Origin of the sequence: Carnobacterium funditum DSM 5970 (genome assembly GCF_000744185.1) — a bacterium.
In the GTDB taxonomy this organism is placed as follows: Bacteria; Bacillota; Bacilli; order Lactobacillales; family Carnobacteriaceae; genus Carnobacterium_A; species Carnobacterium_A funditum.
On sequence record NZ_JQLL01000001.1, the window covers coordinates 816,700 to 837,450 of the forward strand.

22 protein-coding genes are annotated in these 20,751 nt (G+C 34.1%); all 22 read right to left on the reverse strand.

Annotated elements, in window-relative coordinates; all coding sequences use genetic code 11:
• Positions 1-5: 5 nt before the first annotated feature.
• Positions 6-1,343, reverse strand: coding sequence for a cell division protein FtsA (gene ftsA, locus BR44_RS03725; RefSeq protein ID WP_034550722.1), 1,338 nt, complete (start codon positions 1,341-1,343; stop codon positions 6-8).
• Positions 1,344-1,501: 158 nt separating this feature from the next.
• Complete coding sequence (locus BR44_RS03730) at positions 1,502-2,377, reverse strand: cell division protein FtsQ/DivIB (protein ID WP_051912490.1); 876 nt, start codon at positions 2,375-2,377, stop codon at positions 1,502-1,504.
• Positions 2,378-2,401: 24 nt separating this feature from the next.
• On the reverse strand, positions 2,402-3,502 hold the full coding sequence (gene murG, locus BR44_RS03735) for an undecaprenyldiphospho-muramoylpentapeptide beta-N-acetylglucosaminyltransferase (protein WP_034550723.1): 1,101 nt from the start codon (positions 3,500-3,502) through the stop codon (positions 2,402-2,404).
• Positions 3,503-3,522: 20 nt separating this feature from the next.
• Complete coding sequence (murD, locus tag BR44_RS03740) at positions 3,523-4,905, reverse strand: UDP-N-acetylmuramoyl-L-alanine--D-glutamate ligase (protein WP_034550724.1); 1,383 nt, start codon at positions 4,903-4,905, stop codon at positions 3,523-3,525.
• A 44-nt stretch (positions 4,906-4,949) separates the two neighbouring features.
• The gene (gene mraY, locus BR44_RS03745) at positions 4,950-5,915 is read right to left on the reverse strand and encodes a phospho-N-acetylmuramoyl-pentapeptide-transferase (RefSeq protein WP_034550725.1); all 966 of its coding nucleotides are present in this window, start codon (positions 5,913-5,915) and stop codon (positions 4,950-4,952) included.
• A 12-nt stretch (positions 5,916-5,927) separates the two neighbouring features.
• Positions 5,928-7,406, reverse strand: a complete 1,479-nt coding sequence (locus BR44_RS03750) for a UDP-N-acetylmuramoyl-L-alanyl-D-glutamate--2,6-diaminopimelate ligase (RefSeq protein ID WP_034550726.1) — start codon at positions 7,404-7,406, stop codon at positions 5,928-5,930.
• Between the two features lie 14 nt (positions 7,407-7,420).
• Complete coding sequence (locus BR44_RS03755; protein WP_034550727.1) at positions 7,421-9,598, reverse strand: penicillin-binding protein; 2,178 nt, start codon at positions 9,596-9,598, stop codon at positions 7,421-7,423.
• The gene (gene ftsL / locus BR44_RS03760) at positions 9,595-9,981 is read right to left on the reverse strand and encodes a cell division protein FtsL (protein WP_034550728.1); all 387 of its coding nucleotides are present in this window, start codon (positions 9,979-9,981) and stop codon (positions 9,595-9,597) included. Before ftsL ends, BR44_RS03755 begins: the two co-directional genes overlap by 4 nt.
• Before the next feature lie 37 nt (positions 9,982-10,018).
• A complete protein-coding gene (rsmH, locus tag BR44_RS03765; RefSeq protein ID WP_034550729.1) occupies positions 10,019-10,969 on the reverse strand; it encodes a 16S rRNA (cytosine(1402)-N(4))-methyltransferase RsmH in 951 nt (316 codons plus the stop codon).
• A 50-nt stretch (positions 10,970-11,019) separates the two neighbouring features.
• The gene (gene mraZ / locus BR44_RS03770; protein ID WP_034550730.1) at positions 11,020-11,451 is read right to left on the reverse strand and encodes a division/cell wall cluster transcriptional repressor MraZ; all 432 of its coding nucleotides are present in this window, start codon (positions 11,449-11,451) and stop codon (positions 11,020-11,022) included.
• Positions 11,452-11,670: 219 nt separating this feature from the next.
• A complete protein-coding gene (locus tag BR44_RS03775; RefSeq protein ID WP_245592912.1) occupies positions 11,671-12,054 on the reverse strand; it encodes a DUF3397 domain-containing protein in 384 nt (127 codons plus the stop codon).
• 245 nt (positions 12,055-12,299) lie between these two features.
• Entirely contained in the window at positions 12,300-12,479 is a 180-nt protein-coding gene (rpmF, locus tag BR44_RS03780; protein ID WP_034550731.1) for a 50S ribosomal protein L32, read from the reverse strand.
• A 72-nt stretch (positions 12,480-12,551) separates the two neighbouring features.
• A complete protein-coding gene (locus BR44_RS03785; RefSeq protein WP_034550732.1) occupies positions 12,552-13,112 on the reverse strand; it encodes a YceD family protein in 561 nt (186 codons plus the stop codon).
• Positions 13,113-13,239: 127 nt separating this feature from the next.
• Positions 13,240-14,436, reverse strand: a complete 1,197-nt coding sequence (locus BR44_RS03790; protein WP_034550733.1) for a nucleotidyltransferase — start codon at positions 14,434-14,436, stop codon at positions 13,240-13,242.
• 14 nt (positions 14,437-14,450) lie between these two features.
• Positions 14,451-16,220, reverse strand: coding sequence for a DNA helicase RecQ (recQ, locus tag BR44_RS03795; protein WP_034550734.1), 1,770 nt, complete (start codon positions 16,218-16,220; stop codon positions 14,451-14,453).
• A 129-nt stretch (positions 16,221-16,349) separates the two neighbouring features.
• Positions 16,350-17,084 (reverse strand): class I SAM-dependent DNA methyltransferase, encoded by a 735-nt coding sequence (locus BR44_RS03800; protein ID WP_034550735.1) that lies wholly within the window; start codon positions 17,082-17,084, stop codon positions 16,350-16,352.
• Positions 17,085-17,089: 5 nt separating this feature from the next.
• A complete protein-coding gene (rsfS, locus tag BR44_RS03805; RefSeq protein ID WP_034550736.1) occupies positions 17,090-17,446 on the reverse strand; it encodes a ribosome silencing factor in 357 nt (118 codons plus the stop codon).
• A 10-nt stretch (positions 17,447-17,456) separates the two neighbouring features.
• A complete protein-coding gene (yqeK, locus tag BR44_RS03810) occupies positions 17,457-18,062 on the reverse strand; it encodes a bis(5'-nucleosyl)-tetraphosphatase (symmetrical) YqeK (RefSeq protein WP_034552883.1) in 606 nt (201 codons plus the stop codon).
• On the reverse strand, positions 18,046-18,657 hold the full coding sequence (locus BR44_RS03815) for a nicotinate-nucleotide adenylyltransferase (RefSeq protein WP_051912708.1): 612 nt from the start codon (positions 18,655-18,657) through the stop codon (positions 18,046-18,048). Before BR44_RS03815 ends, yqeK begins: the two co-directional genes overlap by 17 nt.
• Before the next feature lie 65 nt (positions 18,658-18,722).
• The gene (yhbY, locus tag BR44_RS03820; RefSeq protein ID WP_034550737.1) at positions 18,723-19,043 is read right to left on the reverse strand and encodes a ribosome assembly RNA-binding protein YhbY; all 321 of its coding nucleotides are present in this window, start codon (positions 19,041-19,043) and stop codon (positions 18,723-18,725) included.
• Between the two features lie 41 nt (positions 19,044-19,084).
• Positions 19,085-20,200 carry a ribosome biogenesis GTPase YqeH gene (gene yqeH, locus BR44_RS03825; protein ID WP_034552888.1) on the reverse strand — a complete coding sequence of 372 codons (1,116 nt, stop codon included), beginning with the start codon at positions 20,198-20,200 and terminating at the stop codon, positions 19,085-19,087.
• Positions 20,193-20,738 carry a YqeG family HAD IIIA-type phosphatase gene (locus BR44_RS03830; protein WP_034550739.1) on the reverse strand — a complete coding sequence of 182 codons (546 nt, stop codon included), beginning with the start codon at positions 20,736-20,738 and terminating at the stop codon, positions 20,193-20,195. Before BR44_RS03830 ends, yqeH begins: the two co-directional genes overlap by 8 nt.
• Positions 20,739-20,751: the final 13 nt, after the last annotated feature.

Genomic DNA, 20,751 nt, shown 5'->3' on the forward strand with positions numbered 1-20,751 from the left:
TGTATTTAATCAAAAAAATTCGAGAAAAAACTTTTAGCTTTATAAACCAAGCTGTCTTCTTTACGTTTTTCTTGTTTCTTCGGTTTCTCATTGTATTGTTGTTCTTGTTCTTCGTATTCAGGTATTTGGTTTTGGTTTTGGTTTTGTCTTAGTGTACTATCGTTTTCATCAACTGGTCTTTGGTTCAATGAATAGCCTTTTATAATTTGATGAATATCATCCAAACGTGATTCATAATTTACTAAACCAATACTTGTCGTAAATGTTGGATAGCGCATCCCCATTTGATCAGGAACATAGAGTTTGACATTAATTCCAAACATATCTTCTGCTAAATCAACAATTCCCGGAAGTGCAGCAGCTCCCCCAGTTAATATAATTCCTCCTGGCAAATCACGCGCTTCTACGAAATCTAGTTCAGTTTTAATTTTTTCGAAAATCTGAACTAAGCGTGCTTCGATAATTTCTGATAAATATTTTTCATCTACATTCACTGGTTTATTTTGTCCGATAACATCTACCGGAAATTCTTCATCGGATGAAGCTTCTTCTGGAAGTGCATAACCATAATCACGTTTAATCCTTTCGGCATTTTCAAAAGAAGTATTTAAAACAACAGATATATCTTTTGTTACGTATTCTCCACCTTCTTGGTTAGCGTAAACGAATTTTAGCTGATTATCATGCATAACTGATGCTGTAGTCTGTCCACCACCCATATCAATTAAGATAGTACCGAAATCACTCTCTCCTTTTGACATAGCTATGCTGCTTGTAGCTAGTGGCTGTAGGACAATATCTTCAATCTGTAGTCCAGCTTTTTCAACACACTTCTTTGTATTGTGAATGATGGTTTTTGGACCCGTAATCATAGTAGCATGCATCTCTAATCTAACACCAATCATTCCACGAGGATCTTTAATTCCATCAAAACCATCCACGATAAATTCCTCTGGTAAGATAGCCAAAATTTCTTTTTCTGGTGGAACTGATTTCACCATGGTAGCAGATAATACATTTTGTACATCATTTTTTGTTATCTCTTTATTTTCGCCAGAAACAGCAATCATGCCATAACAGGGTTCAATTTCAATATTATTTCCTGGAATACCAACAATCACTTTGTTAATCTCAACGTTTGCTTTTTGTTCTGCTTGCTTAATAGCTTTTTTTATTGAATTAACCGTTTTATCAATATCAACGATAATCCCGCGACTTAAACCTTCTGATTTTTCATTTCCTACTCCAATAATATTCATTTCACCGTTAATAAATTCAGCTACAACGACTTTTATTGAAGTGGTTCCAATATCTAGACTTACATACATTCCAGTATTTTTCATTCATTGAAACCTCCTTATACTTCATTTTCAGTTTTTATTTTTAGTTTATAATACTTATATTTGATTTTACCATATCGGTACTTAATTTACGAAGGTTTTAATAGCATTCTTAAATTCTTATTTCCGGCAAATTTTCTTTAATTATTACTTATTCTTCTTTAATCATCGTTCTCTTTTTTTATTTCAGGAGGAACCGATTCAAATGGTAAAAAATAAATACCTACTTCTATATTTATTGTTCCTTTTTCTTTACCAATTTTTCGAACAATATCTGGGTAATAAGCCATTTTCCTAGCAAATGATGTAATAGATGCAATTACCTGGTTTCCATCGTTCATATACATTTTTATTAAATATGGATCAGTTTTACTTGGTGTGTATTCAACTTCTGATACACTATTATGGATATTTTCTTTAAGTAAATGATACTGATCAAGCATTTCATTTAATACTTTTCCTTCTTTGAAATGAATAAATATAGGCTGATTTCCGATTGAAACTTTTCTACTTTCATTTACAATTTTTCCGTTTTCGAGAATATTATAATAAGCATCATTGTTCTCTAAATAAGCTACCGTTTTATATTCTGTAATAACTAATTCATAAGAATTTACACTATCAAACTTTAAATCCATCGATTTCACCTGGGATAGTTGTTTTTTTACTAGCGTTTCTTTTTCTTTTCTTAAAAAGAATGTTTCCCACAAAGAATCACCAGACTTAATTTGACTAGCATCAATCACAGCTTGATCTGTAACTTCACTAGCACCACTAACACTGATTTTCCCAATTTTACTTAGCGGTGTTATAAAATACACGACTACTAAAATTGCAAATGAAAATAACAAAAGTAACAAAATCAATCGTTGTTGCATTTTTTTACGACGTTTTTCTTTTAATTTAGGTAATTTATCTTCCAATGAATGATTTCTTTTTTTCTGTTCTGCTTTTTTTCCACGTATTTTATTTTTCCAAGAAGACGATTGCGCAGACAATTTTTTCTTCTGTTTAGTTGAATCTTGTTTTTCCGTCATACGCTGTTCTCCTCTTATCATTTTTTAACGTGTAATGTCTTTTATAATTTGTATTAAATAATCAGCAGCTTTAGGTAATCCTAGTTTTCCAGCTGCATCTGCCATATTTTTTCTTGCATCTTCATGTAGCATTAACTCATCAATTGCTTCTGTTAACTGTTTCCCATTCAATTCTTTTTCAGTTATCATTTTAGCGGCTCCACGTTTAGTTAAACTCTCAGCGTTTCTTGTTTGGTGATCATTGGTTACATAAGGACTAGGAATTAAAATACTCGGTAGACCTAAAGCTGTTAGTTCTGCTAGTGTTGTTGCACCACTTCTAGAGACTACTAATTCAACGTTTGCAAAAACTTCAGGCATATTTTCAATATATGGAACAACCGAAATAGACTGAATATTTTGTAGTTGTGTTTCAACTTGTTCCTTAATCGCTTCGTAATGAATATCTCCAGTCGCAAACAACACTTGATAGTTTTTATTTTTTAGCTCTGGTAAGGCCTCAAGGAAAGCTTGATTTAAACTTCTAGCACCACGGCTTCCACCAAAAATTAAAACAGTTGGCTGATCGGCAACTAAATGATAATCTTTTAAAATAGATGATGGTTTTATACCTACTACTTCTTGTGCTCTCGGATTTCCTGTATAGTTAACTTTTTCTGAGTACTTACTGAATTCCGCTTGGGCTTCTTCAAAACACACGGCAATCTTGGTTACATAGCGAGCCAAAAATTTATTTGTCACACCTGCTACACTATTTTGCTCATGAATGATCGTTGGAATTTTTAATTTTGAAGCCGCATAAATTACTGGTGCACAAACATAGCCACCAGTACCGATAACAACATCCGGCCTAAATTCTTTAATTATTTTTTTAGATTTTTTAATACTTGTGATAAATAATTGTATTGTTTTCAAATTACTAATAGAAATCGAACGTTTAAATCCTTGTATTTCAATTGATTTAAACGGAATATTGGCATTTCTAACAATTTTGCTTTCTAATCCTTTTTCTGTTCCTACATACAAAATTTCAGTAGCAGGATCTAACTGTTTCAATCTCTTAATTAAAGCTAGAGCAGGATAGATGTGTCCACCTGTTCCACCGCCAGATAATAAAATTTTCATTTTAGGTCAGACCAGTTGGTCTACTCCTCCTCTTCTTTTATTTCATCGACTAATTGCTCAATTGCGTCGATAAATGCATCACCACGCACTTCAAAACTACGGTATTGATCCCAACTCGCACAAGCTGGTGATAGCAAGATAACTTCTCCTCGTTCACTTAAGTCAAATGCAACAGGTACTGCAGACTCTACATTTTGAACAAATTTAATGTGCTGAATCCCAGCTTTTTCACCTGTTTTCGCTAATTTTGCTGCTGCCTCTCCAAAAACAACTAACGCTTTCACTTTTTTTAGTTCTGGAATTAATTCATCAAAATCATTCCCTCTATCCAGACCTCCAGCGAGTAAAATAATCGGTACATTAAAGCCTCTTAATGCATTTTCTGTAGCCAAGCTATTAGTAGCTTTTGAATCATTATAAAAACGTCTTTCCTGAAATTCTTTAACAAATTGAGTTCTATGCTTCACACCTTTAAATTGTTCAAGACACTCCCTTATTCTCCCGTTTTTCTGTCCCAATAATTTTGTTGCAGCAATTGCTGCCATGGCATTCTCTACATTGTGCTCGCCGGGTACCAATATAGAAGTTTTATTCATAATCGGTTCATTTTGATAATAAATAACATCGTTTTCTAAATAAACGCCATTTTCTAAATGTTCATATCGTGAAAAAGGGATAATTTGAGCTTTGCTCATTTTTGCCAATTCTCTTAATTCAGGCTGATCCCAATTAATAATTAAAAAATCAGATGCGCTTTGATTTTCAGTTATTCTTATTTTGGCATGAACATATTCATCTCTCGATCCATGATAGTCAAGATGCGCTGAATAGATATTTGTGATGATTGCGATATGGGGCCTTAATTCTGTTATTCCCATCAACTGAAAACTAGATAATTCCATAATAATTTCATCACTTGCTGAAGCTGTTTGGGCTACCAGACTAGCTGGAGTCCCAATGTTCCCAGCAACATAAGCGTGTCCTTTTTCACGACCTTTATTTAAAATATCTGCAATCATAGTAGTTGTCGTTGTTTTTCCATTTGTACCAGTAATCCCTACTAATATACTTTCAGAAACTTCATAGGCAAGTTCGACTTCTGTGATAACTGGTATTCCTTTTTCAATAGCACGCACAATAATCGGATTGGTGTACATAATTCCCGGATTTTTTACAACCCATTCAAAATCTTCATCAAGTAATTCTACAGGGTGCCCTCCTGTCACTACTCGGATCCCGGATTCTAGCAATTCTTGTGCTTCAGGGTTTTCATCAAAATTTTTATAATCATTAACTGTTACCAATGCTCCCAATGAATGAAGCAATTTGGCAGCATTCACACCACTTAAAGCTAGTCCTAAAACTAACACTTTAGTATTTTCGTATCGTTTAATTTTTTTCATCTTCAAACCTCTTTTCAACAGAGTTTTTCACCTATTATTTTATTTTAAAAAATTAACCAGAGACTTAATGCTGCTGTAACAAGACTGATAAACCAAAATGTTAAAACGACACGCCATTCACTCCAACCACTCATTTCAAAATGATGATGGATTGGGCTCATTTTAAATACTCTTTTTCCTGTTAGTTTAAACGAAGTTACTTGGATCATAACACTGGCCGTCTCGATTACAAAGATTAACCCAATTAGAAGTAATGACCACTCTTGTTTTAATAAAATAGATACTGCTGCCAATCCACCGCCTAATGCTAATGAACCAACATCTCCCATAAAAATTTTTGCAGGTTTTTTATTAAAGAAGAAAAATCCTACTAACCCTCCAATAATCGTTAAACAAAAAATTAACACATCTGTTTGTTGCTGTTGCCAAGCAATGACTGCATAGGCTGTATAGGCTATACCTGCTGTGCCGGCAACTAAACCATCTAACCCATCAGTTAAGTTAACCGCATTGGAAAATCCTACTAGCCAAAATAAAACAAAAATGCCATATAACCATCCTAAATGGATTGTACCTATAAAAGGAATCGCTAAATTAGTTGAAAGTTCACTCAATTGATAAACAACAAAAAACAAGATTCCACCGACTACCTGTCCGATTAATTTTTGCTTAGAAGTTAAACCTAAATTTCGTTTTCTGAAAATCTTAATAAAGTCATCTAAAAAACCAAGTAGACCATAAAGTAAGGTGATAAATAACAATAACATTAAACTTATTGTTAAACTTTTCTGCCAAATGCCAACCCAAACAGTTGAAATGACAGCCGCTATCAGGAAAACAGCACCACCCATTGTTGGTGTCCCAGTTTTAACTTCATGCCATTTTGGACCTTCATCTCTTGTTGTTTGCCCTAATTGTTTCGTTCTAAAATAGCCAATGACAATTGGCATTGCCATAATAGTCAGTGCAAAACTGCTAACCCACGGCAATAACATTTCTGTCCAATACATACTTAATCGCTCCTAAATTTCTTTAATTTTTAGTTTAATAGCTTCTTTTGCTTCTTCAACATCATCAAAGTGATGTTTTTTAGTTCCGATAATTTGGTAATCTTCATGTCCTTTTCCTGCAATTAAAATTATATCATCCGCAACTGCTTGATTCACAGCTGTTTGAATAGCTTTTCTACGGTCTAGAATCATTTGGTAGGTTCCAACTTTTAAGTTGATAACCATTTCATCAAGAATTTCTTGCGGATCTTCAGTTCTTGGATTGTCAGAAGTAAATATAACATAATCCGCATGTGAAAAGGCTACTTCTGCCATGATTGGTCTTTTCGTCCGATCTCGATCTCCACCGCATCCAACTATACAATAAACTTTACCGGTTTTAATTTCATTTACCGCATCCAAAACATTTAGTAATCCATCAGGTGTATGAGCATAGTCCACAATAGCTGTGAAGTCTTGTTTACCTTGTACAACTTCAAATCGGCCTCTTACTCCTTGAATTTCTTCCATTGAGTCAATAATACCAGCTAAGTTCATTCCTGAAGCATAGGCAGCTGCAATTGCAGCTAATGCATTGGAGACATTAAATTTACCAATCATCTGCATATGAACAGGATATTCTTTTTCTTGGAATAATAATGTAAAGCTAGTTCCTTTATTGGTTGTTTTTAAATCAAGCGCTCTAAAGTCTGCTGGTACATCAATACCATATGAATAGATTTGAGCTGCTGTTTTATTTTGATAGCTTCTACCAACAGAATCATCAACATTTAAAATAGCATATTTAGGTTTTGCATTTTGGTAACTATTCCCTAATTGAGAAAAAAGCAATTCTTTTGCATGCGCATATTCTTCCATTGTATGGTGATACTCCAAATGATCTTGACTCAAATTTGTAAAAATAGCGATATCAAAATCTATTCCCCATACTCTTCCTTGTACTAAAGAATGAGAAGACACTTCCATAGCACATGTAGTCACACCTGCATGATTCATTGCACTTAATGTTTTTTGTAAGGTAATGCTGTCTGGCGTCGTGTTTTTAGTTGAGAGTATCTCATCATTAATACGTCTATACATCGTTCCAATAACACCTGTTATTTCTCTGTTATTTCTAAAAATTTGATCTAACAAATGAGTAACCGTTGTTTTACCGTTTGTACCCGTTACTCCGATGACTCGCAATTTTTGACTAGGATGCTGGTAGAAGCAATCTGCTAAAATAGCCATAGCTTTTGTAGTATCTGCCACATAAATCACCGGTACAGATACGTTTATTTTTTTACTAGCCACAATCAAAGTGGCTCCTTTATTAACCGCTTCTTCAACCAACTTATGCCCATCTTGCACCGAACCCACAATACAAATAAATAAGGAGTCTTGTTCAATTTCTCGTGTATCTTGGGTTATTTTAGAGATAGATAGTTCTTGAGGAATATTGACAGATGCACCTTTAACAATAAGTGATGCGATTAATTCGATTGCTTTCATAGTTTCCACCTTTTCTATTCTTGAGGAGAAGCTAATGTAACAGTAATTGTTTCTTCATTCTGCATATTAACTTGAGGCATGAGACTCTGTTCAACTACATACCCTTCTCCTTTAAATGTAAATTTTATTCCAGTAATTTCAGACACTTTTAAAACATCATTCTTTGACCAACCTGCCATATCAGGCATTGTCATAGCTCCATTTGTCATTAGCATAATCCGTTGATCTTCAATAATTATTTTTTGAGACACTGGCAGTTGCTGTACTATTGTATCACCATTTCCAATAACGGTCACATTTAACTTTAATTCATCTAATTTTTCTAATGCCCCTTCTTTAGTCAGATCCGTTACTTTTGGCATTTCTACTTGATTTACATCTTGATTTTTTGATTCATCAGTTAAATGTTGGTATTCAAGAGCTCGTTTCATAACAGGATTAAAAACGGCTTTAACTACATCACTTCCAATTACTGAAGAGTCCTTAATTGTTGGTTGTTGCACCGTTACATATAGCACCACTTTAGGATCATCAGCTGGTGCCATTCCAACAACTGAATAAACATAATTGTTTCCTCCGCTATAATACTCCTTTGTGTCAGGATTTACAATTTGAGCCGTCCCTGTTTTGGCTGCAATTTTGTGCCCCTCTATTTTATAGCCTTGTCCAGTACCATTTTCACTGTATACTACTTCTTTTAAATAATTCAAAGCTTGATCAGCTGCTTCTTTAGAAATGGGTTCATCTACAATTTCAGGGTCAAATACGGTTTCTTTTCCTGTCAATGGATCAACAATTTTACTTATAAATTGTGGCTTCATCATTTTGCCTTCATTTGCTACGGCTGAATAAGCTTGCATCATCTGAACAACAGTTACTGTCAATCCTTGTCCGAATGAAGTATTGGCTTTCTCAAGTGGCCACATATAAGGATTAGAGCCATCTTGTTCATTTGGCAGACCGGTAGATGTGGACTTTCCTATACCGAATTTATCCATATATTCTTTCCAAGTTTCTGTTCCCATTTTTTCCATTAAGGTTACAAAAGCTACGTTACTTGATCGTTCTAACCCTTCTAAGAAGCTAATTTGACCCCAACCATTTACATTGTGATCATTTACTATGCCTCCTTCGATTTTTTTAGAACCTGACATATAGGTTTCGTTAGGATTAAATACTCCTTCGTTGATAGCTGCTGCAAGTGTTAATACTTTCATTGTAGATCCTGGTTCAAAAGTACTTTCGACTAGTAAATTCTGCCATAAATCTCCAATTCCTTCTTTAGTCGTCCCATTAAATGATGGTCTTTGAGAAGCAGCTATGATCGCACCTGTTTCCGGATTCATCAGCGTAGCTGTCATACCCACTGGTTTATATTTGTCATTAACCTCAGTCATAACACTTTCTAAATAAACTTGCATTCTTTTATCCAAAGTTAAATAAATATCTTTACCATCCACTGGCTCAGTAGACTTCACAGAAGAATTAGGTAAAACATAACCAAAACTATCTTTCTGGTACTCGATAGAACCATCTTTACCCGTCAACACATCATTAAAAGCTTGTTCTATACCCATTAAGCCAATTAAATCGGCATTTGATGAATGTTCGCTTATCTCACCGTCCTCATTTGTCGGCAATTCAGCGTAACCAACTATATGCGACGCAAAAATACCATTTGGATACAATCGAGTCGGCGTTTCATCAAAAATAATTCCTGGTAGTTTTTCTTCTTCTATTGCTGATTTTATATCATATGTTAATTTTTTACCTGCAGAACCAAATTCAACCTGACTCAAATCTTTTTGCTTTAATTTTTTTAAAATATCAGCTTCACTCATAGCGATATGCTTGGCTAGAGCTACAGCTGTTTTTTGTTTATTCACCACATATTGAGGTTTATCAGGAGAATTTGACCATTTATCTGTTAAGATAGCGATTAACGAATAAGAAGTAGCGTCCATAGCAATAGGGTTGCCGCCCATATCATAAATGGCTCCCCTGTTTGCTTCGAGTACGCTACTTCTTGTATAGAGGTTATTAACATTTTGAGACAAATCTTCTCCGTTAATTTCTCCTTTTACCATAATATAAGTAAAACGTCCTACAAATACCAAAAATGTAAATAAGGTAACGAAAAAAAGCAGGATCGTAATTTTCTTTCTATTCTTTAAAGGGTTTTTATTTTTCATTTAATGACATTCCTTACATTAGCTTCATTCATTTTTAGCCCTTGATTATTAGCAATTTTATATATCCGATCGTACCTAGAAAGCTCTTGTACCTCTTGTTTCAAATTATTGTTTATTGTCGTTGTACTTACGATTGAAGTTTTGGTATCTTGTAAGGCACGATTTATACTTGCCACATTAATCTCTAAAGAGATACTAACAGCAATTAAGGTGAAGGCTATAGTCATAATCATTCCAATCAACATCTTTTCTGTTCTAGTTACAATTGATTTTCCGGGAATAGGTTTATGTATCGGGCTATTTGTTTGTTTTGGTGTGGCAAGTGGCGACTGTAGAGGCATTTCCACTTCAACATTTCTAGCTAGATTACTATTTAACGACATTTAGATAACTTCCTTTCTAACCTCTATTTTCAAATTTTCATTTCCTTTGCTTCTCTACCACTCTTAATTTTGCACTTCTAGCTCGATTATTTATCTCCAATTCATCTTTGCTTGGTAAAATTGGTTTTCGAGTAATCAATTTTAATTCTGGTAAGTATTCTTCAGGAATAACTGGTAACCCTCTTGGTGTTTCTTGACCCTTAGCGTATTCTCTAAACATTGATTTTACAATTCGATCTTCTAACGAATGAAAAGTAATTGCGCTAATTCTGCCTCCTACTTTTAATAAGCTGATTGCTTCTTCAAGGGAGTCTTCTACTGAAGATAACTCATCATTCACAGCAATTCTTATCGCTTGAAAGACACGTTTTGCAGGATGGCCACCTTTTCTTCTAGCTGGTGCAGGAATACCTCTTTTAATGATTTCAACTAGTTCCCCAGTTGTTTCAATTGTTTTTTCTTCTCGTGCTGCTTCGATCTTTCGGGCAATACTTTTAGAAAATTTTTCTTCCCCATAACGGTAAAAAATTCTTACTAAATCTTGATAAGTCCAAGAATTAACAACTTCTTTAGCTGTCAACGGTGCATCCGTATCCATCCTCATATCTAATGGGGCATCTTGATGATAGCTAAAACCTCTTTCAGCTTCATCCAGTTGTGGTGATGAAACGCCTAAATCATAAAATATTCCATCTACTTCAAGTACTCCTTGAGCATTCAACTCTTCTTTTATAAAACGAAAATTAGATTTGATAAATGTGACCATCCCTTTTTCGACATAATCAGCTAACCGGATTTCAGCATTTTCAATTGCTCTTGTATCTTGATCAAAAGCATATAAATGACCGTTTTCGTTTAATTGAGAAAGCAAGTATTCACTGTGTCCGGCTCCTCCTAATGTGCAGTCAACATAAATTCCATCCGGAACAATAGATAAATTATCTACTGTTTCATGGAGTAAGACTGTTTCATGATTAAATTCTGTCATTTTTTCCCCACCTAGCTTTTATACTAATTTTTTAGTCAATCGTTAACGTTTTAAAAACCAAAATCTATCATATTTTCGGCAATCTCATCAAATGATTCTTCCGCTTCAGCCGAAAAAGCATTCCATTTTGTTTCGCTCCAAATTTCGATGCGATCGGAGACCCCTACAACGTGACAGATTTTCTGTAAATCTGCGTGTTCTCTTAATGTTTGAGGTATATTAATTCTTCCTTGTTTATCTAATTCACATTCTGTTGCTGCTGAATAAAAGAATCTTGTAAATGCCCGAGCTTCTTTTTTAGCTAATGGGAGTTGTTTTAATTTTTCTTCAAGTATAGACCATTCGTTTTTGGGGTAACCAAATAAACATCCATCTAAACCTCTTGTTAAAATGAAAGTCGTTCCTAAGTCATTACGAAACTTAGCTGGCATAATTAAGCGGCCTTTGGCATCAATATTGTGCTTATATTCACCCATCAACATATCTATACTCACCTCACCATCAATAGATGATTTTAGTCTACCACATTGCCCCACTTTCCACCACAACTAAACGATACATTTCAAAAAAAAATGAGTATTGAAATATTTGTTAGTTATTTGTCTTAATAGACGGTAATAATAGAAGAATTTTAAAGTGGTGACTTCTCCCAAATAACAGACAAAAAAGCAGCAAGATGGTTTGAAAATCCATCCTACTGCTTAAGAAATCGTTAGTTTATTTATAATATTGGCTCCTACTAACAAGTAATAGGTGAAAAAAGAAAATATGAATACAAAACGCCAATACGTTTTAAAAAATTGGCTGTAAATAATTTCCCCTTTTTTGTAGGCTATGAGTATTGCAATACCCATTCCTAAACTAAGTATAAAAATTAAAAAGTAAGAGAAAATAGATTTTCCAAAAGTTTGAATGCTTAATATCTGTATACCCATCATTAAATAAGGAACTATTAAGTCTGCAAGTTTAATGTTTATTTGTTGATTTCTAAAATGGCGATTAACACTTTCACTAAAAAAATAAAGCAATACAATCGGTATAAAATAAAGCACTATATCTGATATTTCAAACATTGCTCCATTCAAGATGATTCTCCTTTCGATTTGTAAAATGATAAGGCTATTTTTAATCGACTATATTTATGGATGTTTACTCAGTTAAACCTCTTATCCAATTTACCTTAAATTAGTTTTTTTGTATACAATTAAAAAAATAGCTAACAACTAAATCAAATTTGTTAGTACTAATTTTTTATTTTTTCCCAAAGCAAAACACCCTTGAGCCATGGTCTCAAAGGTGTTTTTAACATTATCTCAAGATACTGTTAGGATTATGCTTCTTTGCTTACTACTTCTTTACCATCGTAATGGCCACATGCTGCACAAACGTGATGACTTTTTTTCAATTCACCACAGTTAGGACACGCATTCATGCCTGGCACTTCTAATTTAAAATGCGTACGACGTCTGTTTTTCTTAGCTTTTGATGTTCTTCTTTTTGGTACTGCCATTCTCTACACCTCCTTAAAATTTCTTCTGTTCTTCATTTGATAGCTTGAAAAGAGAAGATTTAAGCTCTATTCTCACTTCTTATCATCAGATTCATTTTTAAATAAATCTTTCAAACCTGCAAAACGAGGATCCAAAGTTTCAGCTTTTTGTTCTGTTTTTTCTGATATAAAATCTCGTTCAGACATAACAACCCAATCGTTTCCACTAGGCATTTTATTTTCCTGTGCTTCTTCTTCAGTGAAGACCTGAATTGGAATATTTAACAATACCGCATCTTCAATTGCCTCTGATAAGTCGATCCAGTCATTCTCTAATTGAATAATCGTTCCTTCTTCTTCGTCAATTTCGCGACTCGTTATATGTTCTGGAATATAAATCTCGTCTACCTCTAAAGATAGAGGTATTAATACTGGTTCTAATGATCTTGCGGAAGGTAGCGTCACATTTAATGAAACAACCATATGAAGCAAGATCTCGTTTTCTTGAACGATTAGATTTCCTTCCAAAAGAATTGGAGATACATCTAAAATTTCTTTATTCCTCTTTATCAAGGATTTTTTCAAATCAACTGTTTCAGAGAAAATAAGCGGTTCAAAGCGGTATTTTTGCAATTCGTTTAATGACCATTTCATTTTTCATCACTCCTAAAGCAACAAAGGTAATTATACTAGTCAATCATACCTTTGTCAACGTATTTTACCTTACACTAAAAAGCATGCAATCCTTGTTTTCACATATCTTTTCATAAAAAACCCAAAACTAATCCCATATTAATGGTTGTCGCCGATAATCTTGTTGTATTATTGCTTGTGTATATCCTAAATTATAAATCTCGCCTGCTTTAATATCTAATCCCCATAGAGAAGCATTTTTTTGATTGATATTATTGAGTATAGGTAATTCCACAGTTTTCTTTATTTGATTTAAATAAGTCTGACCGGTTTTATTAAAACCTAATATATGAATTGCTTTTGGTGAGTCTAACTGCGGATTTATTTCAGATTCTTTAATATTTAATAATATATACACACATAAACGCTGTAACCTAACCCAAGTATAGCGTTTATTTTTTACTAATGAAATAAAATCTTTAAAGTTTTTAGCTTCTTTAACTTTTTCTTTTAACCGGTACTCAATTCCTTCTTTCATTTGATAGATTAAATGCAATTCATTGATTGATTGATTAATCAATTGATATTTAAGATACGACCAATAATTTTCCCACGTTATCCACTCAGCATTTGCTAACAACTCATAACTAGACTCCGGTAAAACTTCTTTCAAGGCTACCAATGAGTTTCTTTGACTAGGATTAGTGCTCAACTCTTTACGAATGGCTGTAGCGCTAGCTATTTTTTGAGTATGCTTTATTTTTGTATCATGATACTCGGCTTCTTTTCGTTTAATGGGGTACAATCTCATCGGATCAGAATACTTAGCATTTTCTTTTGCATAAGCTAGGCCTAAAATAGTATTCGGTGAAGTTAGGTTAAGTGCCGTGTTTGGAATTAATTCCTGCATTATTTGATTCATTTGAAAAGCGTAACTAGTCCCATCATTTTTCAGTTCATTAAAACGTTCCTCAATTACTGTTTCTTTTTGACTAAGTATCTTTGTCATATCGAAATAATCGATAGCCTTACCCGTCTCAGCTCCAAAGCACAAATCATTACAACCCAAAGCCTGAAGTAAAGCTACCCCTCCTTTAGCGAAATAGTCGGCTGGTTGAACACTAAAAGAGACAGGTAATTCAACCACCAAATCAGCTCCCTGGGATAAAGCCATCTCTGCACGTGTCCATTTATCTACAATTGCGGGTTCGCCCCTTTGTAAAAAGTTTCCACTCATTACTACAATGACTACCTCTGCATTCGTTTTTTCTTTTGCTTGTTGGATATGATAAAGATGGCCATTATGAAATGGATTGTATTCTACAATAACACCGCAACTTTTCATTTTTCATCCTCACTTCAAATTGTAACTTTAATCTCTTTTAGCGCTTCAAGAAATACTGAACCATACTTTTCTAGTTTATTTTCCCCTACACCTTTAACCAAAAGTAATTCACTTTCAGTCTGAGGTACTAACTGACACATTTGTCTTAAGGTCTCATCTGAAAAAATAACATACGGAGGTACTTTTTGCAAGGTTGCTAAACCCTTTCGAATTTCTCGTAAACGATCGAATAAACTATCATCAATGGCTACTTTTTGTGCTTTTTGTGCTTGTTTACGAGTAACATTACTTTTCCCTTTCAACACTGATGCCCCTTTTTCAGTAATCCTTAATAAAGGGTATTGTCCATCTGTTGGGATCAAAAATTTTTCTGCAGTTAAGTAATCAATGAGCTGCGTAACTTCTTTTTGTGGTACTCCATTCATCAAACCATATGTTGATAGTTCTTCAAATTTCCATTGTTTAATTTTTTGATCTTTTGAGCCTGTCAAAACCTTCATAACCATAGATTTACCAAACGTTTCTCCCATCCGCTTAACACAAGATAAAACCTTTTGAGTATCTTTGGTGATATCAATAGCTTCTCGTTCGTCTAAACAATTGCTACAGTGGCCACATTCGTTGCATTCATCCCCAAAATATCGAACAATATAAGATTGTAAGCACATCTGTGTTGAACCATATTGGGCCATTTCTCTTACCTTAGTATATTCTAATTTTTTATGTTCCTCATCCATATCTGATTGCTCAACAAAATAATATTGAATCTGTATATCTTGTGGTGAGAATAATAAAATTGCATCGCTTGGTAGCCCATCTCGTCCTGCACGACCAGCTTCTTGATAATAAGCTTCAATATTTTTAGGTATCTGATAATGGATAACAAAGCGTACATTACTTTTGTCAATGCCCATTCCAAAAGCATTTGTTGCCACCATTACTGTTATTTCATCATAAAGAAATTTTTCTTGCCATTCATTTCGTTCGTGTTCTTTCATGCCACCGTGATACTTACCTGCTAGTATTTTTTTTGATTGTAGTAATTCATAAATTCGTTCAACCTCTTTGCGAGTGCTTACATAAATAATACCGGATTGACCTTCATTTATTTTCAAATAATCTAATAGATATCGATTACGCTCTTGTCCTTTCACCACTTGAAAAGCTAGATTATTGCGCACAAAACCAGTATTAACAAGGTTTCCTTCGTTTATATCCAATAAATTGATTATGTCGTTAGACACAAGCGGTGTCGCAGTTGCAGTTAAAGCTAAAATAGTTGGACGATAAGAAAAGTGTTGAATCGTCTCACATAAAGACAAATAACTTGGCCTAAAATCATGCCCCCATTGGGAAATGCAGTGGGCTTCATCTATTGCAATCAATGAAACTTTAATAGATTGCATAAGATAAAAAATTTCTTCTGTTTGAAATCGTTCGGGAGCTACATAAACCAATTTGTATTCTCCGTCACTAGCTTTTTTTAAGCGTTCATTCATCTCTTGAGATGATAGTGTACTATTTAAAAATGTGGCGGGTATACCTAGTTCTGTCAAAGCATCTACTTGGTCTTTCATTAAAGAAATTAAAGGTGAAATGACAATTGTAATTCCATCAAATAGTAGAGCAGGAATTTGATAACATATCGATTTCCCTCCACCTGTAGGCATAATAGCTAAAGAATCTTTCCCATTTAAAATGTTTTCAATTACTTCAGTTTGTCCAGTTCTAAACTCGTTAAATCCATATATTTCACTCAATAATTGTCGGGCTTTTTCTAGCATGTGTTAACCCTCCGTTTTTCATTATATTCTCTTAATAGATTAAAAAAACAGAAAAATCAGTTTCGATTCTCCTGTTTTTTACTCTGTTGAAGCTATTATTATTTAATCAACTTTAATGACTAAACATTTTTATTTTGTACATGCAAAAAACCAGCGTACTGATTCTTTTTTTACCTCAGAATCACCAAAATCAGAATAAACTTCGATAGAAGTGAACCCAGCTTTTCCAAGCATATCACAATAGGCTTCTAATGGGTAGGTCCGTTCTTTATGTGTTTCATCAAAACGTTCATACAGATTAATACCTTTATCGTAAACAAAAAAGGTTAAATCGTGCTCAATAGAATATCTTTCCTCTCCTGAGTAACTTTGCCAAAGAAAACTAATTTCTTCTGATTGGTCATTATACATATAGCCGGGGAAAATTTCGTCCATTTGATAAGTGGAATGAACATCAAAAAGAAATGTTCCATCTGAACTTAAGATTTTAGATACCTCTTTAAAGACATCTAAGACTGCATTTTCATTTGGCATATAACAGATAGAATCTGAAAAACAAGTAACAGCTTCAAACTCTCCTGCTTCAGATAAATCCAACATGTTGCCTTCAATTAAAGGCAAACGAACCCCAGCTGACAACGCTCGCTCGTTTGCAAGACTGAGCATATTTGGAGACAAATCCAGCCCTGTTACGTTATAACCACGTTTTTTCAATGTCACTGCTAAAGCTCCAGTCCCACATGCTAGTTCTAATAGTTTTTGACCGTTATTATTAAGTTGTTGGTCAACGAAGTGGCCCCAACGTTCATAAAGCGAGTCATCCATAATTGCATCATAGACTTGAGCAAAAGTTTGATAGCTCATTTTTTTTAGACCATCTCTGTGATGTCAACTAAGGGTGCATCACTCCATAATTTTTCAAGATTATAAAATGCACGCTCTGAATAGTGGAATACGTGAACGACAACATCCCCTAAATCAATTAATAACCATTTTGCTGAATCTCGACCTTCAACACGTTTTACTTCATAGCCTGTTTTTTGTGTTTGGCTAATAATTTCGTCTGCTATAGCTTGAACTTGTTTTTCGCTATTCCCATGCATTATAACAAAATAGTCTGCTAAAATCGAAATTTCTCTAACGTCCATAGCCATAATGTCTTCTGCCCGTTTATCATCTGCAGCCTTTACTACTAATTCTAATAATTTTTCGCTTGTTGCTGTCATGTTGTTCCTCCTAATTTTTTGCTACCCACGCATTATACGTCTCAATAGCCTTTGGGTAAATCTTTCTTTTTTTTGAAATTAAATGTTGCAATATATGTTCTGTTTCAAATGCAACAGCCAGTGTTAAATTACTTATCGCTAATTTCCTAGCTTTATCTACTCCAGGAAAATCACGTCCTGGCTCAATATAATCTGCGACATAAATAATTTGTTCTAGCATGCTCATCTTAGAAGAACCAACTGTATGATGACGAATAGCATTTAATATCTCTTCATCTTGTATACGCAATTCTTTTTTTACTAAAATCGCTCCTACTGGTCCATGCCAAATTTCGCTGCCGTATTGTAGTAAATCTAGATCTAAATTTGCACTAATAATTAAATCATGCATCTCTTGCGGATCTCGTTCCTTAGCGTAATCATGAGTTAAAGCAGCAATGCTTGCTGCCTCGATCGAATCATTATAACGTTGAGCTAATTCAACAGCAACTTTTTCAACCCCAAGAACATGTTCAAATCGCTTTTGGCTCATTTTTGATTGGACTTTTTCAAGTAGCTCACTTCTAGTAAATTGGATGTAGTTATTACTATAAGATATGTCAGTTGATTTTATCATCATGTTGATATAATCCCTTCTCATAAATGTACTCTAAGGTTCGATTTGGAATCAAATACTGTACAGTACAATTCATTTTTATTTTCTTTCTCAACATGGTTGAACTGATATCTATTAATGGAACATCCACCCAAATAATAGGATACTCAGTTGCTAAGGCATAACCAGGACGATTCACTCCTACAAACTGGATTAATTGAAGTAATTTATCAATTTCATACCATTTAGGTAAGTATTCAACCATATCCCCTCCGATAACAAAATAATAATCTGTATCAGGATGTTGTTCAATTAACTGAATCATTGTATCATAGGTGAAACTCTTTCCACCTCGTTCGATTTCATTTCGTTCAATATTAAAATAAGGATTATCTTGAATTGCTGCCTCAACCATTTTCAAACGATGATTGGCATCTATTGCCTCTTTCCCATCACGATGTGGTGGATTAGCACTTGGCATAAAATACATCTTCTCTAAATCAAGTTGTTGACAAACTTGATCAGCGACTATTAAGTGGCCAACATGAGGGGGATTAAACGTTCCGCCTAAAATCCCTACTTTTTTTCGTTCAATTCCCAAAGGAGCCGTTTCCATCAATGCCTCTGCTTGATTAAAAAAAATAGTTGGCCTTTTCAAAACAATCACCTTTCCTCACAAAATTATTTTTTTCTTTTTGCTGGTACTTTCATTGAAATCCGTTGGTATTTTTCTTGTGTAGAAGGCTGAAATAAAACAATCACACGACCAATTATTTGAACAGCCTTACACCCTAACTCTGTCTCAATTTTGTTTGCTACTTCCTCAACTGCTTCATCTGTATTTTGTAGTAAATTAATTTTGATTAATTCTCTTTTTTCAAGAGCTTCCCCTATTTGAACAATAACTTCTTTATTTAGACCATTTTTCCCAATCTGAAAAATTGGATCCAAGTGATGTGCCTTGCTTCTTAAAAAACGCTTTTGTTTTCCTGTTAAATCCATTTTCTCACTCCAGTTAAATCGATCTCTCGATTCTAATTTTATTAAATCAATGATTTCCTTATAATAACGTCTACACCTTTTGGAGCCCACCCAGCTATTATTGCTCCAGGTTCATTAATTGTAACCCATCCTAAGCCCGCAAAAACAATATCGGCTTTTTCTTTAACAGTAAACTCAAAACGAACCAATTCTGGAAAGCCCATGACTTCATCTTCACGAGGAGGTTGCAATAATTTCCCTACTTGTTTTTGATACAATTCATCTGCTTTTTCTAGTTTAGTTCTATGAATTTTTAAGTCATTTGATGTAAAACAAGTAAAAGACCTTTTATCGCCTTTCAAGTAATCAAAACGTGCGACACCACCAAAAAATAATGTTTGTCCCTCATTTAGCTGATAAACCATTGGCTTGATTTCTTTTTTTGGTGCAATTAATTTCAAATCCTTATCTCCTAAAACATGGGCCATCTGGTGGCGATGTATAATGCCGGGAGTGTCAATTAAGAATTTCCCATCTTCTAACGGTATTTCAATTCTGTCTAATGTTGTTCCTGGAAATTGGGAAGTTGTAATTAAATCTTGTACCCCCGCAGTCATATTGATAATTTGATTGATAAGAGTTGATTTCCCTACATTTGTTACTCCTACTACAAAAACATCCCGTCCTTTGCGATGTTTTTCAATAATAGCTAGTAAATTTTCCATTTCTTTAGGCTTAACAGCACTTGTCAAGACAACGTCTTCTGGACGCAATCCCTCTTCAAAAGCTCTCTCACGTAACCATTGTGTCATTTTACCTCGTTTTAAAGATTTAGGTAATAAATCAACTTTATTCCCTACTAAAAGAACAGGGTTATCTCCAACAAAACGGTGCAATCCTGGAATCATGCTGCCGTTGAAATCAAAAATATCAATGACGTTTATAATCAGTGCATCCTTTGTTCCTAGTTCATTTAACAATTTCAAGAAGTCGTCATCGGTTAAATGGACATCTTGAATTTCATTGTAGTGACGTAATCTGAAGCAACGTTGACAATAGACTTCGTTTTTTTCTAAACCTTTTTTCAGTGCAGATTCTGGTGTATAACCAGATTGATCTTTATCGACTGTCTGTATAACTGCTCCACAGCCAATGCACCGTAATTCTTCTTCATTCATTAATTCTTTCGTCATGTAATGACTTCCCCCATCTCATGTCTGGATCTTTTTTAATCAAATAATTCATAATATGCAATTCCATATAACGATTAAGTTTTGTATTCCAAGCATCACTGTCGATGATAGGCTTTACTAGTACTGTACGAATGCCCGCTAAATTAGCGCCCCATATATCAGTCATAATCTGATCTCCAACCATCAAAATATCTTCTTTAGGAAGATTTAATTTTGATTCTGCTTTTTTAAATCCAATTATTGTCGGTTTTATAGCTCTAGAAACATAGTCTAAATCTAAGGTTTTTGCTACTCTCTCAACACGATGTGCACTATTATTTGACAGTATAATAACTGGGATACCTGCATCTTTCATTACTTGGATCCACTGTATCAGTTCTTGGGTACCGTCAGGGTTATCCCAGGCAATCAGAGTATTATCTAAATCTGTTAGAACAGCTTTTACATTTTGTTTTTTTAATTGTTCAGGTGTTAAGTGATATATAGCTTCTATCATCCATGTTGGTTTAAATATATTCAGCATAGTTTCTCCCTAC

Excerpts from the sequence above, each read along its gene's own strand:
- ftsA (WP_034550722.1), bottom strand. The coding sequence starts at position 1,343 with ATGAAAAATACTGGAATGTATGTAAGTCTAGATATTGGAACCACTTCA.
- BR44_RS03730 (WP_051912490.1), bottom strand. The coding sequence starts at position 2,377 with ATGACGGAAAAACAAGATTCAACTAAACAGAAGAAAAAATTGTCTGCG.
- murG (WP_034550723.1), bottom strand. The coding sequence starts at position 3,502 with ATGAAAATTTTATTATCTGGCGGTGGAACAGGTGGACACATCTATCCT.
- murD (WP_034550724.1), bottom strand. The coding sequence starts at position 4,905 with ATGAAAAAAATTAAACGATACGAAAATACTAAAGTGTTAGTTTTAGGA.
- mraY (WP_034550725.1), bottom strand. The coding sequence starts at position 5,915 with ATGTATTGGACAGAAATGTTATTGCCGTGGGTTAGCAGTTTTGCACTG.
- BR44_RS03750 (WP_034550726.1), bottom strand. The coding sequence starts at position 7,406 with ATGAAAGCAATCGAATTAATCGCATCACTTATTGTTAAAGGTGCATCT.
- BR44_RS03755 (WP_034550727.1), bottom strand. The coding sequence starts at position 9,598 with ATGAAAAATAAAAACCCTTTAAAGAATAGAAAGAAAATTACGATCCTG.
- ftsL (WP_034550728.1), bottom strand. The coding sequence starts at position 9,981 with ATGTCGTTAAATAGTAATCTAGCTAGAAATGTTGAAGTGGAAATGCCT.
- rsmH (WP_034550729.1), bottom strand. The coding sequence starts at position 10,969 with ATGACAGAATTTAATCATGAAACAGTCTTACTCCATGAAACAGTAGAT.
- mraZ (WP_034550730.1), bottom strand. The coding sequence starts at position 11,451 with ATGTTGATGGGTGAATATAAGCACAATATTGATGCCAAAGGCCGCTTA.
- rpmF (WP_034550731.1), bottom strand. The coding sequence starts at position 12,479 with ATGGCAGTACCAAAAAGAAGAACATCAAAAGCTAAGAAAAACAGACGT.
- BR44_RS03785 (WP_034550732.1), bottom strand. The coding sequence starts at position 13,112 with ATGAAATGGTCATTAAACGAATTGCAAAAATACCGCTTTGAACCGCTT.
- BR44_RS03790 (WP_034550733.1), bottom strand. The coding sequence starts at position 14,436 with ATGAAAAGTTGCGGTGTTATTGTAGAATACAATCCATTTCATAATGGC.
- recQ (WP_034550734.1), bottom strand. The coding sequence starts at position 16,220 with ATGCTAGAAAAAGCCCGACAATTATTGAGTGAAATATATGGATTTAAC.
- BR44_RS03800 (WP_034550735.1), bottom strand. The coding sequence starts at position 17,084 with ATGAGCTATCAAACTTTTGCTCAAGTCTATGATGCAATTATGGATGAC.
- rsfS (WP_034550736.1), bottom strand. The coding sequence starts at position 17,446 with ATGACAGCAACAAGCGAAAAATTATTAGAATTAGTAGTAAAGGCTGCA.
- yqeK (WP_034552883.1), bottom strand. The coding sequence starts at position 18,062 with ATGATAAAATCAACTGACATATCTTATAGTAATAACTACATCCAATTT.
- BR44_RS03815 (WP_051912708.1), bottom strand. The coding sequence starts at position 18,657 with ATGGAAACGGCTCCTTTGGGAATTGAACGAAAAAAAGTAGGGATTTTA.
- yhbY (WP_034550737.1), bottom strand. The coding sequence starts at position 19,043 with ATGGATTTAACAGGAAAACAAAAGCGTTTTTTAAGAAGCAAGGCACAT.
- yqeH (WP_034552888.1), bottom strand. The coding sequence starts at position 20,200 with ATGAATGAAGAAGAATTACGGTGCATTGGCTGTGGAGCAGTTATACAG.
- BR44_RS03830 (WP_034550739.1), bottom strand. The coding sequence starts at position 20,738 with ATGCTGAATATATTTAAACCAACATGGATGATAGAAGCTATATATCAC.